This is a genomic window from Actinoplanes ianthinogenes (assembly GCF_018324205.1).
Lineage (GTDB): Bacteria > Actinomycetota > Actinomycetes > Mycobacteriales > Micromonosporaceae > Actinoplanes > Actinoplanes ianthinogenes.
This window is the reverse complement of record NZ_AP023356.1, coordinates 3,712,419-3,726,231: the sequence shown is the minus strand read 5'-3', so window position 1 is coordinate 3,726,231 and position 13,813 is coordinate 3,712,419. Positions and strand designations below refer to the sequence as shown.

Below are 13,813 nucleotides of genomic sequence, written 5' to 3'. Positions count from 1 at the left end.
GCCCGGTTGGCCGCGCAGATCATGGCCGGGGCATGATGAGTCGGGTATTCCGCGCACGCACGACAGGGGGAGGACTCGTGAGATTCGAGGTCAGCAAGGTCCTCGACGCCATCGAGGCCCGGCTCACCACCGACCCGGCGCTGGCCCGGGCCGTGGTCGATCTGTCGGAGGTGGTGCGATACGCCGACCTCGACGGTGGTCGCCCGGCCAGCCTGGTCCGGCTCGGTCTGTTGGTCGACGCCCTCGGCCGCTACGTCGCCGAGGAGAACGTGCCGGTCTACGTGATCGCCCCGCGCGGTCTGCTCTCCGACACCGACCTCACCTCGAACGAGCGGATGGTCGTCCGCCGTTGGGCCGACGACGGCAAGGTCGAGGTCGTGCCGCAGATGGAGGACCGGGTGCTGGAGGTGGCCGAGATGCTCGGCCTGCCGGTGCTCACCCGCGACCGCGAGGACCGGTTCCGCGCCGGCCGCCCGTGGGTGGCCGAGCCCGGCCGGCTGCTCGCCCTGGTGTCCCAGCAGGGCGGCCCGACGCTGGTGGCCCGGGTCGGCCGGGGCGAGGCGGTTCCGCCGACCCCGCGTTCGCCGCTCGGTGAGCGGCTGCTCGCCCGGATCTGGAAGTGCCCCGACTTCAACTGCACCACGTTCGGCACCGGCGGCGACTCGGACAGCCCGTTCGCCGACATGCGCACGTTCACCAGCCCGGTCGCCCAGCCGCCGCCCGCCCTGCGCGCCGGCGTGCCGACCTGCCCCCGGCACGGCGAGCGGCTCAAGGACGCCGGCCCGCGCCCGGCCACCGAGGTCCTCTCGGTGCGCATCGACGGCGTCATCCGCCAGCGGTTCACCGTCTCGGAGGACCAGCCGGTGGTGGTCGGCCGGGCCCCCGAGGGCGGCGGCGGGGTGATGCTCGGCCAGTGGCTCACCCAGGACGCTCGCAAGTGGATCAGCCGCGGCCACGTCCGCTTCGCGCTGCGCGCCGGCGAGATCACCGCGAAGGACATCAGCACCAACGGCACCGGTGTCCGCCCGGGCGGCTCACCCGACGACGACCAGCGGATCACCCTGCACCGCGACGAGAGCCGCGTGCTGGCGCCGGACGACATCGTCGAGCTCTACGCCAACGTGCACGTGGGCCGCGCCAAGCTCTGGTCCAACGGCGGCGTCGTCCAGCCGCAGTCGGTGATGGCCGAGGCGCCCACCATGGCGATTCGACCCGTCGGCCGCTGAAAATCCTTCATTGACGCAGGTCCGCCGGGGTGCGGATCGCATGCTCCCGCGCGGGCCGGGCGGGCTGATCTGGCCGCTGGCGCGTCCAGGGCGATCAGCCCGCCCTTCACGGTCCGCGGCTGGTCACCGAAAACCCGAAGGCGCCACTGCCGACCCGGCGAAGGGTCCCGGCGGTGGCGCCTCGGTTCGGGTGGTTCCCGGTCAGGGTTTTCCACAGTTCCGGGTTGTCCACAGGCTCCGTGCGGGAGCCGGCGGATCCGGGTCACACTGAGCCGGGGTCAGCCCCCAGGGCGGGTGGGGACTGATCAGGCGGCGAGGACGGCGGCGAGCTGGGCGACCGCGTGGTCCAGGTCGGCCTCGGTGATCACCAGCGGCGGGGCGAGGCGGATCGTCGAGCCGTGGGTGTCCTTGGCCAGGACGCCGCGTGCGGCCAGCCGTTCGCACGCCTGGCGGCCGGTCATCAGCGCCGGGTCGATGTCGACGCCGGCCCACAGGCCGCGGCAGCGGACCCCGGCCAGGCCTTTGCCGATCAGCGCGGACAGGCCCGCCTCCAGCCGCTCGCCGAGGCGCGCGGACCGCTCCTGGAACTCGCCGGTGCGCAGCAGGTCGACGACCGCGGCGCCGACGGCGCAGGCCAGGGCGTTGCCGCCGAAGGTGGAGCCGTGCTCGCCCGGCTTCAGCACGCCGAGCACGTCGCGGTTCGCGGCGACCGCGGAGACCGGGACGATGCCGCCGCCGAGCGCCTTGCCCAGCACGTACATGTCCGGGACGACGCCCTCGTGCTCGATCGCGAAGGTCTTGCCGGTCCGGCCCAGGCCGGACTGGATCTCGTCGGCCACCAGCAGCACGTTGTTCTCCGTGCAGGCCTCGCGGACCGCGGCGAAGTACCCGGCCGGCGGGATCAGCACGCCGCCCTCGCCCTGGATCGGCTCCAGCAGCACCGCGACCGTGTTCGGCGTGATCGCCGCGGCCAGCGCCGCCGCGTCGCCGTAGGGCACCACCACGAAGCCCGGCGTGTACGGCCCGAAGTCGGCCCGCGCCTCCGGGTCGGTGGAGAAGCTGACGATGGTGGTGGTCCGGCCGTGGAAGTTGCCGTCCGCCACGATGATCTCGGCCTGCCCGTCCGGCACGCCCTTGACCTGGTAACCCCACTTGCGGGCCACCTTGATGGCGGTCTCCACCGCCTCGGCGCCGGTGTTCATCGGCAGCACCAGGTCCTTGCCGCACAGCTCGGCCAGGCCCTTGCAGAACGTGGCGAACTGGTCGTGCACGAACGCGCGGCTGGTCAGCGTGAGCCGGTCGAGCTGGGCGTGTGCCGCGCCGATCAGGCCGGGGTGCCGGTGCCCGAAGTTCAGCGCCGAGTATCCGGCGAGCATGTCCAGGTAGCGGCGGCCGTCGACGTCGGTGACCCAGGCGCCCTCGGCCTCGGCGACGACGACCGGCAGCGGGTGGTAGTTGTGCGCGGTCCAGCGCTCGGCGTCGGCGAGAGCCTCCGGCGTACGAAATTCAACAGTCGTCACGAGCGCACCTCCAACGTGCAGCACTTGGGTCCGCCGCCGGCCTTGCGCAGCTCGGAGACGTCGACCCCGATCGGGTGGTAGCCGGCCTTGCGCAGCTCCTCGGTCAGGTGCGTGGCCTGCACCGGCAGAACCACGTTACGGCCGTCGCTGACCGCGTTGAGGCCGAGCACCTCGGCGTCCTCCGGCGTCGCGATGATCGCGTCCGGGAAGAGCTGCCGGAGCACGGCCTGCGAACCGGGGGAGAACGCCGACGGCAGGTACGCGATGTTCCGCTCGTCCAGCACGCAGAGCGCGGTGTCCAAGTGGTAGTACGCCGGGTCGACCAGCTGGAGAGTGATCACCGGGCGGCGCAGGAACTCCTGGGTCTCGGCGTGCGACGCGTGCGCGGTCCGGAACCCGGTCCCGGCCAGCAGCAGCCCGCCGGCCAGCAGGATGTCGCCCTCGCCCTCGTTGTCGTGCTTCGGCATCGTCACCTCGAAGCCGTTCTCCCGGAACCAGGCAGCGTACGCCGGAGCCTCGTCGGCCCGCTCGGCGTCGCGGAACTGCACGCCCAGCGCGCGCCCGTCGATGATCGTCCCGCCGTTCGCGGCGAAGACCATGTCCGGCAGGCCGGGCAGCGGCTCGACCAGGTCGACGGTGTGACCGAGGTCGAGGAATGCCTGGCGCAGCGTCTCCCACTGGCGGACGGCCAGCGCGTTGTCATACGGCGCGGTGGGATCCATCCACGGGTTGATCCGGTAGGTGACGGCGAAGTGGGTGGGCCGGCACATCAGATAGCGCTTGGCGGTCATCAGGCAACGGTAGGTGCGAGAAGGTTTCATCCGCCCTGCTAAGACCATGCGTCCCGGGCGGGAATCGTTGCGTGATCACCGGGGTGCGCGGCGATTCGTTGCGCACATGCCACACGGGCGCCCGGGAGCGACGTTCCCACGTCGCTCCCGGGCGCCCGTGCGGTTGTCCGGCGAACCGCCGGAGCCGACCGGCGAACCGCCGGAGCAATTTCGGGGCGGGCCGGCGAGAGCCGGCCCGGTTCCGAGAGGTGACCGTCAGCGTATCGCCGTCGGTAAATGTCAGTTACCCGTCAGAAGCGGTTCGCAAACTGTGCGTCAAGCCACTCCCGCAGATGCGACGCCGGCTGGGTGTCGGTGCCCAGCCAGGCCAGCGAGCCGTTCAGGGCGAGCACGCCGAGCACGATCGCGCCGATCGCGACCAGCACGCCGATCAGCGCGTCCGTCTTGCCGGCCACGTGCTGCTTGCGGGTGGCGTTCAGACCGGCCAGCGAGAGGACCAGGCCGAGCCCGGCGACGCCGATGCCCCAGCCGGCCAGCGGGCCGGAGAGCACCAGCGCGATGCCGGCGACGCTGACGATCAGGCCGAGCGTGGCGAGCAGGCTGGCCCGCGGGCGCCGGGCCGGTGCGGGCTCGGTGGCCGGGCGGCCGACCGCGACCGGCTTGCGCTCCGCCTCGGTCGGCGGGGTGACCGTGCTGACCCGCGGCGGGTTCACCGCCCGCGGCGTGTTGATGTCGCGATTCGTGTCGGTGGTCCGCGGCTTGGTGATGTCCTGCGTGGTGTCGTCGTCCCGGCGGGGCTGCACCGGCACCCGGGCCGTCTCCGCGGTATCGGTCGTGGCCGCACGCGAGAAGGTGGGAATCCTCACGTCAGGACCTCCTTGGGGGATCTCGGGGGTTGGCTGACCTTGCTCTATACCCGGGCCGCCCGGAAACGACACGAGGGATGCACAAGCACTGTGCATCCCTCGGGTGAAAGGTGGGTCAGACCAGCGAGGAGACCGCGTTCACGTCGGAGGCCTTGCTGATCACGTGGTCGACGATGCCGTACTCCTTGGCCTGCTGGGCGGTGAACCAGCGGTCCCGGTCGGAGTCGCGCTCGATCTCCTCCGGGGTGTGCCCGGTGTGGAAGGCGATCCGATCGTTCATCACCGACTTGATGTGCAGCATGCTCTCGGCCTGGATGGCGATGTCGGCCGCGGTGCCGCCGATGCCGCCGGACAGCTGGTGCATCATCACCCGGGCGTGGGGCAGCGCGTACCGCTTGCCGGGGGTGCCGGCGCAGAGCAGGAACTGGCCCATCGAGGCGGCCATGCCCATCGCGATGGTGGCCACGTCGTTCTTGATGTACTGCATGGTGTCGTACACCGCCATCCCGGCGCTGATCGAGCCGCCGGGCGAGTTGATGTACAGCGCGATGTCCCGCTCGGCGTCCTCGGAGGCGAGCAGCAGCATCTGCGCGCAGATCCGGTTGGTCACCTCGTCGTTGACCTCGCTGCCGAGGAAGATGATCCGCTCGCGGAGCAGACGCTCGAAGACCTGGTCGTCGAAGGACGCGCCGCCACCGCGCATGGTCGTGTCAACACTCATGGGGTCAACCCTTTCGCATCCGCTCTTCTACGTCTCACACCTTCTCTCACAGGGCGTGTCGAAACCCAGCGATTCCCCTCAGGGCGAATCCGCTCACGGCAGAACGGCACCGTGGTGGCACTGATCACGCCCGGCTGAGCAGCACGACGAAGACGGATACCTTTGGCTCGTGCCGGAGGGACATACCATTCACCGCCTCGCCACCCGCCACCGCGAGCTGTTCGCCGGGCACCCGGTGGCCGTCTCCAGCCCGCAGGGCCGGTTCGCGAGCGGCGCCGCGCTGCTCGACGGCCGGGTGCTGCACGACACCGAGGCGTATGGCAAGCACCTGCTGCACCACTACGAGGGCGATCGCACCCTGCACGTGCACCTGGGGCTCTACGGCAAGTTCACCGAGGGGGAGCCGCCGCTGCCCGAGCCGGTCGGCCAGATCCGGATGCGGGTGGCCGGGCCCGGCCACTGGCTCGACCTGCGCGGCCCGACCGCCTGTGAGGTGCTCGACCCGCCCGCGGTGGACGCGTTGCGCGCCCGGCTCGGCGCCGACCCGCTGCGCGACGACGCCGAGCCGGACCGGGCGTACCGAAAGATCCGGTCCAGCACCAAGCCGCTCTTCGCGCTGCTGCTGGACCAGTCCATCGTGGCCGGCTGCGGCCTGATCTATGCGAACGAGGTGCTGTTCCGGGCCGGGCTCTCGCCGCTCACCCCGGGCACCGCGACCGGCCGGGAGCTCTGGACGGCCCTCTGGGACGACCTGCGCGCCCTGATGAAAGAGGGCGTGGCCCGCGGCCGGATCGACACCGTGCACACCCGGCACACCCCCGAGGCGATGCGCCGGGCGCCGCGCGTCGACCGGCACGGCGGCGAGGTCTACGTCTACCGCCGCACCGGCCAGCCCTGCCTGGTCTGCGGCACCCCGGTGGCCATCGGCCCGCTGGCGGGCCGCAACCTCTACTGGTGCCCGACCTGCCAGGAGCCTAGGAGGTAGCGGCCGGGGTCGCCGTCGCGGTGGTCGTCGGGGTCGGCTCCGCCGCGGGGGCGGTGGTCGTGTCGGCCGACGGCGTCGGCGTCGCCGGGGTCGGCGCGGTGGTCGCCGGGGTGAGCGGGGTCTCGCCGGTGCCGGACGGCACGCCCAGCTGGAAGTTCTCCACCAGCCAGGGCAGCAGTTCCTGGTAGGCCGCGACGGTGTCCGGCTGGTTGAAGTCGTGGGACAGGATGATCGAGCCCGGCGCGGTCTGCTTCTTCACGGTGGCGATCACCCGCTTGATGTGCGCGGCGTCGCTCTCGCCCTCGAGGTGCTCCCAGTCCCGCGGGTCGACCGCCCAGTAGAGCGAGGACATCCCGTCGGCGTACGCCACCTTCACCAGTTTGTCGCTGAAGTTGCCGCCCGGCGCCCGGAAGAACGGGATGGGCGCACCCGGCGCCGCGTCGTTGATCGCCTTGTTCGTCTTCGCCAGGTCGGCCCGGATCTGCGCGGCGGTCTTCTTCCCGATCGACAGGTCGTGGTCGAAGGTGTGGTTGCACAGGGTGTGCCCGGCCGCCACGATCTCCCGGACCAGCTCGGGGTGCCGGCGCGCCTGCGAGCCGACCAGGCAGAACGTCGCCTTGACCTGGTATTTCGCGAGCATCTCCAGAATCTTCGGGGTCTGCTCCGGGTCCGGCCCGTCGTCGAAGGTCAGCGCCACCTGCTGCCCGCCGGTGGTGAGCAGCGACTTGCCGGGTCCGGCGCCGGCCGGCACGGGACGCACCGGCTTGTCCTCGGCGGGTTTCCCGGTGACGGTCGCCTGCGGCGTCGGCGTGGCCGGGCCACCGCCGGCCGGCTGGCCCTGCTGCGGCGTGCCGCCGCCGCTCTTCTGCCGGCCGCCCGCCTGGGCCGCCTTGTCGCGCTGCGCCGCCTGGGCCGAGGCCGCCGCCTGCGCGGCCGCGGTCAGCGCGGCCGGGTCGCTCTTGCTCGGCTGGGACAGCGGCACCGCGGTGATCAGCAGGCCGGCCACCACCAGGGTGCCGAGCACGGTGGTCGGCCGGTTCTTGGCCGCTTCCAGCCAGGTCTCGAGCGGCAGCGTGTTCGGCGCGCGGTGGCTGCCGACGACCGGGCGCTTGGCACGGGACCGCCGGGAGTGGGCCGGCGGCTGCGCCTCGTCCCGGGGGCGGACGGTGCTCCACGATCCGGTGTCGCCACCCGCGCGGTGCCGGGCGGACCGGGTCCGCGGCTTGGCGGCGGGGTCCACCGCAGAGCGAAGGGACGGCTCCAGGAACGCGGCACGGGGCGCGACCTGCTCCGGCCCGGAATCCGGCCGACGGTGCCGCCCACCCGTCGCGGCTGCGTCGCCGGAGCTCGTCAGGTGCGGCGAGGTGTACGGCGGCATCCGTCATGCCTACCGGTTGGCAAGATCCGGCGCGATACCAGATCGGTCATCGCGCCGTCACCTATGGTGGTTTTTCCTGCTCACCGGCCATATCGACGTGGGCAATATCTGTTGTGTTTCATCCGAGATTCTCGTTGCGTCACATCTCGCCACGAGTTGTCCGGGCGAGCCAGTCGACCACCCCGGCGACCGGCGTTCCCTTCGCCAGCAGCGCCCGTTGCCGGGCCGCGCCGGAACCCCGCGAGCGCAGCCGGTCGAGCAGGACGGTCACCATCTGCAGGTCGCCGTGCCGCTCCAGCTCCGGGCGCACGTAGTCGACCAGCTGCCGCAGCAACCGCCAGGCCGGCCGCGTCTCCCGGGTGGCGAGGTCCAGCCCGAGCCCCTCCAGGCCGTCCTTCGCCGCCCGCCAGTGCGCGGCCATCAGCAGCGGGTGCGACACCTCCGGCCCCTCGGTCCCGGAGCGCACCTCGTGCAGCAGCGTCGCGACCAGGGCCCGGGCCAGCGCGGCGAGCAGGATGGCGTCGTCCAGGGTGGGCGTCACGTCGCCCATCCGGATCTCCACGGTCGGGTAGTTCGCGGACAGCCGGGCGTACCAGTACAGCATGCCCTCGTCGAGCATCGCGCCGCTCGCCTCGAGGTCCGCGATCAGCGTCAGGTAGTGCTCGTGCGACCGGAGATACGGGGTCGGGCCCACCGTCGGCCAGCGCTCCCACATCATCGAGCGCCAGCTGGCGTACCCGGTGTCCCGCCCGCCGAACAGCGGCGAGTTGGCGGCCGCCGCCTGGAGGGTGGGCAGCCACGGCCGGAGCAGGTTCAGCACCCGCACACCGGTCTCCGGGTCCGGGATGCTGACGTGCACGTGCGTGCCGCACAGCCCCTGACCGGGGGAGAGGTCGCCGAACCGCTCCCGCATCCGGTGGTACCGCGGGTCGTCGACCAGCCGGGTGTTCGGCCCGGCGGCCGGTCCGCAGCCCACCGCGAGCAGCCGGGATCCGGCCCGCTCGGCCGCGTCGGCCAGCCCGGTGCGCAAGGTCACCATCGCGTCGTAGAGGCCGACCAGCTCCAGTTGCGGGGGACTGGCCACCTCGATCTGGCTGCGCAGGTACTCGTGCTGCACCCCGGGCCGCAGCTCCTCGGGCACCTCGTCGAGCACCGCCTCGACCGTCTCCACACCACGTGGTTCGACCGCGTCGACCAGCAGATACTCTTCCTCGATCCCTAGCGTGAGCAGGTCGTGCCGCTCGGCGCGGGCGGCGAGCTGGGGCGAGATCGTCGTCGTGCCTTCGGCAGCGGCTTCCATGCGCGCAGCCTTACCCGCCGGGTCTCGCCGGAAAACCGGTCGTTGCCCCGGCGAGCTAGGCTTGCCGCCATGCTGCTTCTCGGGTACTGGGCACTGGCGGGCACCGCCCTGCTCGAGCCCGGCCTCAGCAGCGGCCCGCGCCTGGTCCTGGCGCTGGCCCTGGTCACCGCGGCTCTGCTGGTCGTCGCCGCGGTCGCCCTCCCGGTCCTGACCACCGGCCTGCTGCCCGGCATGCGCGCGTTCACCCGCCGCATCCGCGGGTCAGCGCCGCGCCTGCTGGACCCGGACGCCGCCGGGCGCCCCCGCCCCCGAGCACCCACCGCGTACCCCGCGGCCGCGTAACCCCGCGCGCTCGTCCCCGTTTCTCCCGGTCTGCCCCGATTGTCGCTCGACGCTGCGCGTCGCGACGAAGGGATCCAGGGTGAGCGCGGGTCGAGGTGGGCGTTTCGCTGCCGGCTCGGTGTCCCTTCCGCTTCGGACCCTTGGGGTACGTCCATGTCTGTCACCGGTCTCTTCCACGCTGTCGTCGGCGCCGCTCACTCCGCCATCACCGGCCTCGCCGCCGCCCTCGACCCGCTGGGCGGCCTCGCCCCGGCGCTCGCCATCGTCCTGTTCACCCTGCTTGTCCGTGCCTGCCTGACCCCGCTCACCTACCTGCAGATCCGCACCGAACGCCGCCGTGCCGCCCTGGCCCCGGAGATCGCGAAACTCCGGAAGAAGCACAAGGACCCGATGGAGCTGGCCACCGCGACGCTCACCCTGCAGCGTGAGCACGGCATCGGCCCGTTCGCCGGCCTGTTGCCCGCCCTGGTCCAGGCACCGTTCTTCATGGTCATGTACCGGGTCGCGATGGACCCGCCGGCCGGTGCGATCGCCGGGGTCCCGCTCACCGCGCACCTCTCCGCCGGGCTTCCGGTCTTCGCCGTCCTGCTCGCCCTGGCCGCCGCGATCGCCTGGTGGTCGTCCCGCCGTGCGGCCGCCCTGGCCGCCGCGAACCCGCCGGCCCTGCCCACCCCGTCCGGCTCGGAGAACGCCCAGCAGGCCGCCGCCGTCACCGCCACGATGCTGAAGTATCTGCCGTGGCTGAGTGTTCTGGCCGTCGCCTGGTTGCCCCTGGCCGGCGGTCTCTACCTGGTCACCTCGTCGGCCTGGACCGCCGCCGAACAGCTGGTCCGGAGGAGCTGGCTGGGCTAGCTTTGCTTCGCTTCGCTCCGCGCACAAAACGCCTTGTAACCGGTGAGATGGGCGCGTCTTTTCCGCCACCGCAAACCCCGCGGCGTCGGAAAAGCCGAGCCCATCTCACCGGCGGCGTTTCGTGAGAAACCTAGGGGGCCTGAGCGCGTTCCGGGGTTCGGTGAGCACCGCGGAAAGCGAAGACATCCCCTGCACCAGGGATGTCAAGCGGCTTGGCCCTATCCCGCGTCTGCCCAAGGCGTTGGCGGCCAGCCGAGGAGTGCCCGGCTGGTCCTGGTGGCCCTATCCGGGAGTGGGATAGGGCGCTGGGGGCCAGCCGAGCAGTGTCGGGCTGGTCCTGGTGGCCCTATCCGGGAACGGGATAGGGCGCTGAGGACCAGCCGGGGAGTGTCGGGCTGGTGCTGGTGGCCCTATCCGGGAACGGGATAGGGCGCTGAGGACCAGCCGGGGAGTGTCGGGCTGGTGCTGGTGGCCCTATTCGGGCATGGGATAGGGCGCTGGAGGCCAGCCGAGGGGTGTCGGGCTGGCCCTGATGGCCCTGTCCAGCAACGGGTTAGGGCGCGGGGGGCCAGCCGGGGAGTGTCGGGCTGGCCTGATGGCCCTGTCCAGCAACGGAATAGGGCGCTGGAGGCCAGCTGGGGAGTGTCGGCTGGTCCTGGTGGCCCTATTCGAGGGTGGGATAGGGCGCTGGGGGCCAGCTCGGGGGTTGATCTCCGGGAGCAGCTGCGGGCAGTGAAGAGGGCGGCGATTGGTTTGGACGCGTCAGCGGCCAGATCGCCGGCCTCGGCCCGCGCGGGAGCGTGCGATCTGTACACCGGCGGACCCGCGTATATGAAGATCTTTAAGGGTGGCATCGACGCGCATTGAAGTTTTTGAAACAAGCGTGCAATCTGTATGACATAGAGAGCGCTCTCACGTCCCCCCTCCCCCTTGGAAAGGCGTGTCCCCCATGGCAGCTCCACGAAGATTTCTCGCGGTGGGTGCCGCGGTCCTCGCGGTCGTCGCGTCAGTAACGGTCGTCGCCCAGGCCGAAGCGGCCGCGCCCGCCCCACCGTCCGGGATGTCGCTGGTGTTCAGCGACGACTTCACCGGCGCGTCCGGCACCGGGCTGAATCGGTCGAACTGGCTCTACGACATCGGCACCAGCTACCCGGGCGGCGCGGCCAACTGGGGCACCGGCGAGGTCGAGACGATGACCGACTCGACCGCGAACGTCTACCAGGACGGCGGCGGCAACCTGGTGATCAAGCCGATCCGGGACTCGGCCGGGCAGTGGACCTCCGGGCGGGTCGAGACGCAGCGCACTGATTTCGCCGCGCCGGCCGGTGGCAAGCTCCGGATGGAGGCCCGGCTGCAGCAGCCGAACGTGAGCGGCGCGGCCGCCGCCGGGTACTGGCCGGCGTTCTGGGCGCTGGGCGCCGCGGCCCGTCCGGTGGGCGCGACGAACTGGCCGAGCATCGGCGAGTGGGACATCATGGAGGACATCAACGGCCGGTCCTCGGTCTTCTCCACGCTGCACTGCGGCACCGGCTCCGGCGGCCCGTGCAACGAGACGACCGGCCTGAGCAGTGGTGAGCGGGCCTGTTCCGGCTGCCAGACGGGCTTCCACACGTACGCGGTGGAGTACGACCGCAGCACCTCCCCGGAGCAGCTGCGCTTCTACCTCGACGGCGCCAACTACTTCACCCTCAACTCGTCCCAGCTCGACGCCACGACCTGGAACAACGCCACCCATCACGGCATGTTCCTGATCCTCAACGTGGCGATCGGCGGCGGTTTCCCGGCGGCGTTCGGCGGCGGCCCGACCGCGGCGACCCAGTCCGGCGTGCCGATGCTCGTCGACTACGTGGCGGTCTATCAGTCCGGCGGCGGCACCACCACGCCGCCGACCACCACGCCGCCGACCACCACGCCGCCGACGTCCACGCCGACGACCACGCCGCCGACCGGTGGCACGCGGGACGCCTACGGGCAGATTCAGGCGGAGTCCTACAACGCCGCGGGCGGGGTGCAGGTGGAGACCTGCTCCGAGGGCGGGCAGGACGTCGCGTACGTCGCGAACGGTGACTGGTTGCAGTTCGACAACGTGAACTTCGGGACCGGTGGGGTGCGGGACTTCGTGGCCCGGGTCGCCTCCGGCGCGGGCGGCGGGGTGAGCGGCCTGGTCGAGGTGCGCGTGGACAGCCGGAGCAACGCCCCGATCGGCAGCTTCGCGGTGGCCAGCACCGGCGGCTGGCAGGCCTGGACGTCGATCCCGGGGAACGTGTCGAATGTGTCCGGAACACACACCGTATACCTGACGTTCACCAGCGGTCAGCCCGCGGACTTCGTCAACGTGAACTGGATCCAGTTCCGGCGGTAATCATTTTTATCGATGGGCCGTGACCTCTGACCTGGGGTCACGGCCCATCGTCGCGTCGTGGTGACGGATCGAGTTTTAAGGATTTTTAAGGTTGTGAACCCCTTTACTTTTACTGTTAACAGTCCTAAAGATTGACGTATCTCACCGGAGGCGCATGGAAGGACAGCTATGAAGCGCTCCCGATCGGTACTTCTCGCGACGGTCACCGCGGTGGCCGCCGCCGGCACAGCGACGTGGTTCGCGGGTGACGCGTCCGCGGCCGCGGCCTGTGCCGCGGCGTGGAGCTCGTCCGCGACCTACGTCAAGGACAACGTGGCCTCGCAGAACGGCCACAACTACACCGCGAAGTGGTGGACCCAGAACGAGTCGCCGGCCACCCACAGTGGTCAGTGGGATGTCTGGATCGACAACGGGGTGTGCGGCGGCAGCACGCCGACCTCGTCGCCGACCAGTTCGCCCACCAGCAAGCCGCCGGTCACGTCGTCGCCGACCACCTCGCCGACGACGCCCACCACCCCGCCGACCACGCAGCCCACCGGTACCGGCAACCTTCCGGCGCACTTCCTCACCGGGTACTGGCAGAACTTCGACAACGGCGCGACCCCGCTCAAGCTGGCCGCCGTGCCCAGCACCTACGACCTGATCGCGGTCGCGTTCGCGGACGCCACCTCGACCCCGGGCGCGGTCTCCTTCACCCTCGACGCCGGGCTCGCCACGGCGGTCGGCGGTTACACCGACGCGCAGTTCAAGGCGGACATCGCCACCCTGCACTCGCGCGGCAAGAAGGTCATCATCTCGGTCGGCGGCGAGAAGGGCTCGGTCAGCGTGGCCAGCGCCGACGCGGCGACGAACTTCGCCAACTCGGTGTACTCGCTGATCCAGAACTACGGCTTCGACGGCGTGGACATCGACCTGGAGAACGGGCTCAACGCCACGTACATGGCCAGCGCGCTGCGCAGCCTGCGGGCCAAGGCCGGGGCGAGCCTGATCATCACGATGGCGCCGCAGACCATCGACATGCAGAGCACCGGGTCGTCGTACTTCGCGCTGGCACTGTCGATCAAGGACATCCTGACCGTCGTGCACACGCAGTTCTACAACTCGGGCGCGATGCTCGGCTGCGACCAGATGAACGCGTACAGCCAGGGCACCGAGAACTTCCTGACGGCGCTCGCCTGCATCCAGACCCAGGGCGGCCTGCGGCCGGACCAGGTCTCGCTCGGCCTGCCGGCCAGCACCCGGGCCGCCGGCGGCGGCTACGTCGCCCCGTCGGTGGTCAACGACGCCCTCGACTGCCTGGCCCGCGGCACCAACTGCGGCACGTTCAAGCCGCCGGCCACCTACCCCGGTATCCGCGGCGCGATGACCTGGTCGATCAACTGGGACGTCGCGAACGGCAGCGGCTGGGCGAACACGATCGACCCGCACCTCGCCACTCTCCCCTGATCCCCTCACACCCCTCTCGGAGAT

General features: G+C 71.3%; 12 protein-coding genes. 6 read left to right on the top strand and 6 right to left on the bottom strand.

The genetic code is table 11. From position 1 onward, the window contains the following. Positions 1-77 precede the first annotated feature (77 nt). The gene (locus tag Aiant_RS16640; protein WP_189328632.1) at positions 78-1,226 is read left to right on the top strand and encodes an FHA domain-containing protein; all 1,149 of its coding nucleotides are present in this window, start codon (positions 78-80) and stop codon (positions 1,224-1,226) included. A 305-nt stretch (positions 1,227-1,531) separates the two neighbouring features. On the opposite strand, the gene rocD is transcribed toward Aiant_RS16640, so the two are convergent. From rocD to Aiant_RS16620, 4 genes are all read right to left on the bottom strand, one after another. Further along, positions 1,532-2,746 carry an ornithine--oxo-acid transaminase gene (gene rocD, locus Aiant_RS16635; RefSeq protein WP_189328633.1) on the bottom strand — a complete coding sequence of 405 codons (1,215 nt, stop codon included), beginning with the start codon at positions 2,744-2,746 and terminating at the stop codon, positions 1,532-1,534. Further along, entirely contained in the window at positions 2,743-3,537 is a 795-nt protein-coding gene (ddaH, locus tag Aiant_RS16630; RefSeq protein ID WP_189328634.1) for a dimethylargininase, read from the bottom strand. The genes rocD and ddaH overlap by 4 nt, the downstream gene beginning before the upstream one ends. 290 nt (positions 3,538-3,827) lie before the next feature. Next, on the bottom strand, positions 3,828-4,403 hold the full coding sequence (locus tag Aiant_RS16625; protein WP_189328635.1) for a hypothetical protein: 576 nt from the start codon (positions 4,401-4,403) through the stop codon (positions 3,828-3,830). 115 nt (positions 4,404-4,518) lie between these two features. Next, the gene (locus Aiant_RS16620) at positions 4,519-5,124 is read right to left on the bottom strand and encodes an ATP-dependent Clp protease proteolytic subunit (protein ID WP_189328636.1); all 606 of its coding nucleotides are present in this window, start codon (positions 5,122-5,124) and stop codon (positions 4,519-4,521) included. A 169-nt stretch (positions 5,125-5,293) separates the two neighbouring features. Here Aiant_RS16620 and Aiant_RS16615 point away from each other — a divergent pair, with 169 nt between their 5' ends. Further along, positions 5,294-6,109: an Fpg/Nei family DNA glycosylase gene (locus tag Aiant_RS16615; protein ID WP_189328637.1), complete on the top strand. Its 816-nt coding sequence runs from the start codon at positions 5,294-5,296 to the stop codon at positions 6,107-6,109. Here the strand turns inward: Aiant_RS16615 and Aiant_RS16610 are convergent. Together Aiant_RS16610 and Aiant_RS16605 are read right to left on the bottom strand one after the other, a co-directional pair. Then, positions 6,099-7,487: a polysaccharide deacetylase family protein gene (locus Aiant_RS16610; RefSeq protein WP_212847094.1), complete on the bottom strand. Its 1,389-nt coding sequence runs from the start codon at positions 7,485-7,487 to the stop codon at positions 6,099-6,101. The genes Aiant_RS16615 and Aiant_RS16610 overlap by 11 nt on opposite strands. Positions 7,488-7,626: 139 nt before the next feature. Then, on the bottom strand, positions 7,627-8,787 hold the full coding sequence (locus Aiant_RS16605; protein WP_189328638.1) for a carboxylate-amine ligase: 1,161 nt from the start codon (positions 8,785-8,787) through the stop codon (positions 7,627-7,629). 69 nt (positions 8,788-8,856) lie between these two features. Here Aiant_RS16605 and Aiant_RS16600 point away from each other — a divergent pair, with 69 nt between their 5' ends. From Aiant_RS16600 to Aiant_RS16585, 4 genes are all read left to right on the top strand, one after another. Beyond that, positions 8,857-9,129 (top strand): DUF6412 domain-containing protein, encoded by a 273-nt coding sequence (locus tag Aiant_RS16600; RefSeq protein WP_189328639.1) that lies wholly within the window; start codon positions 8,857-8,859, stop codon positions 9,127-9,129. Between the two features lie 153 nt (positions 9,130-9,282). Next, positions 9,283-9,981 (top strand): YidC/Oxa1 family membrane protein insertase, encoded by a 699-nt coding sequence (locus tag Aiant_RS16595; protein ID WP_189328640.1) that lies wholly within the window; start codon positions 9,283-9,285, stop codon positions 9,979-9,981. Between the two features lie 949 nt (positions 9,982-10,930). After that, positions 10,931-12,343, top strand: a complete 1,413-nt coding sequence (locus tag Aiant_RS16590; protein ID WP_189328641.1) for a carbohydrate-binding protein — start codon at positions 10,931-10,933, stop codon at positions 12,341-12,343. 168 nt (positions 12,344-12,511) lie between these two features. After that, positions 12,512-13,789, top strand: a complete 1,278-nt coding sequence (locus Aiant_RS16585) for a chitinase (RefSeq protein WP_189328642.1) — start codon at positions 12,512-12,514, stop codon at positions 13,787-13,789. Positions 13,790-13,813: the final 24 nt, after the last annotated feature.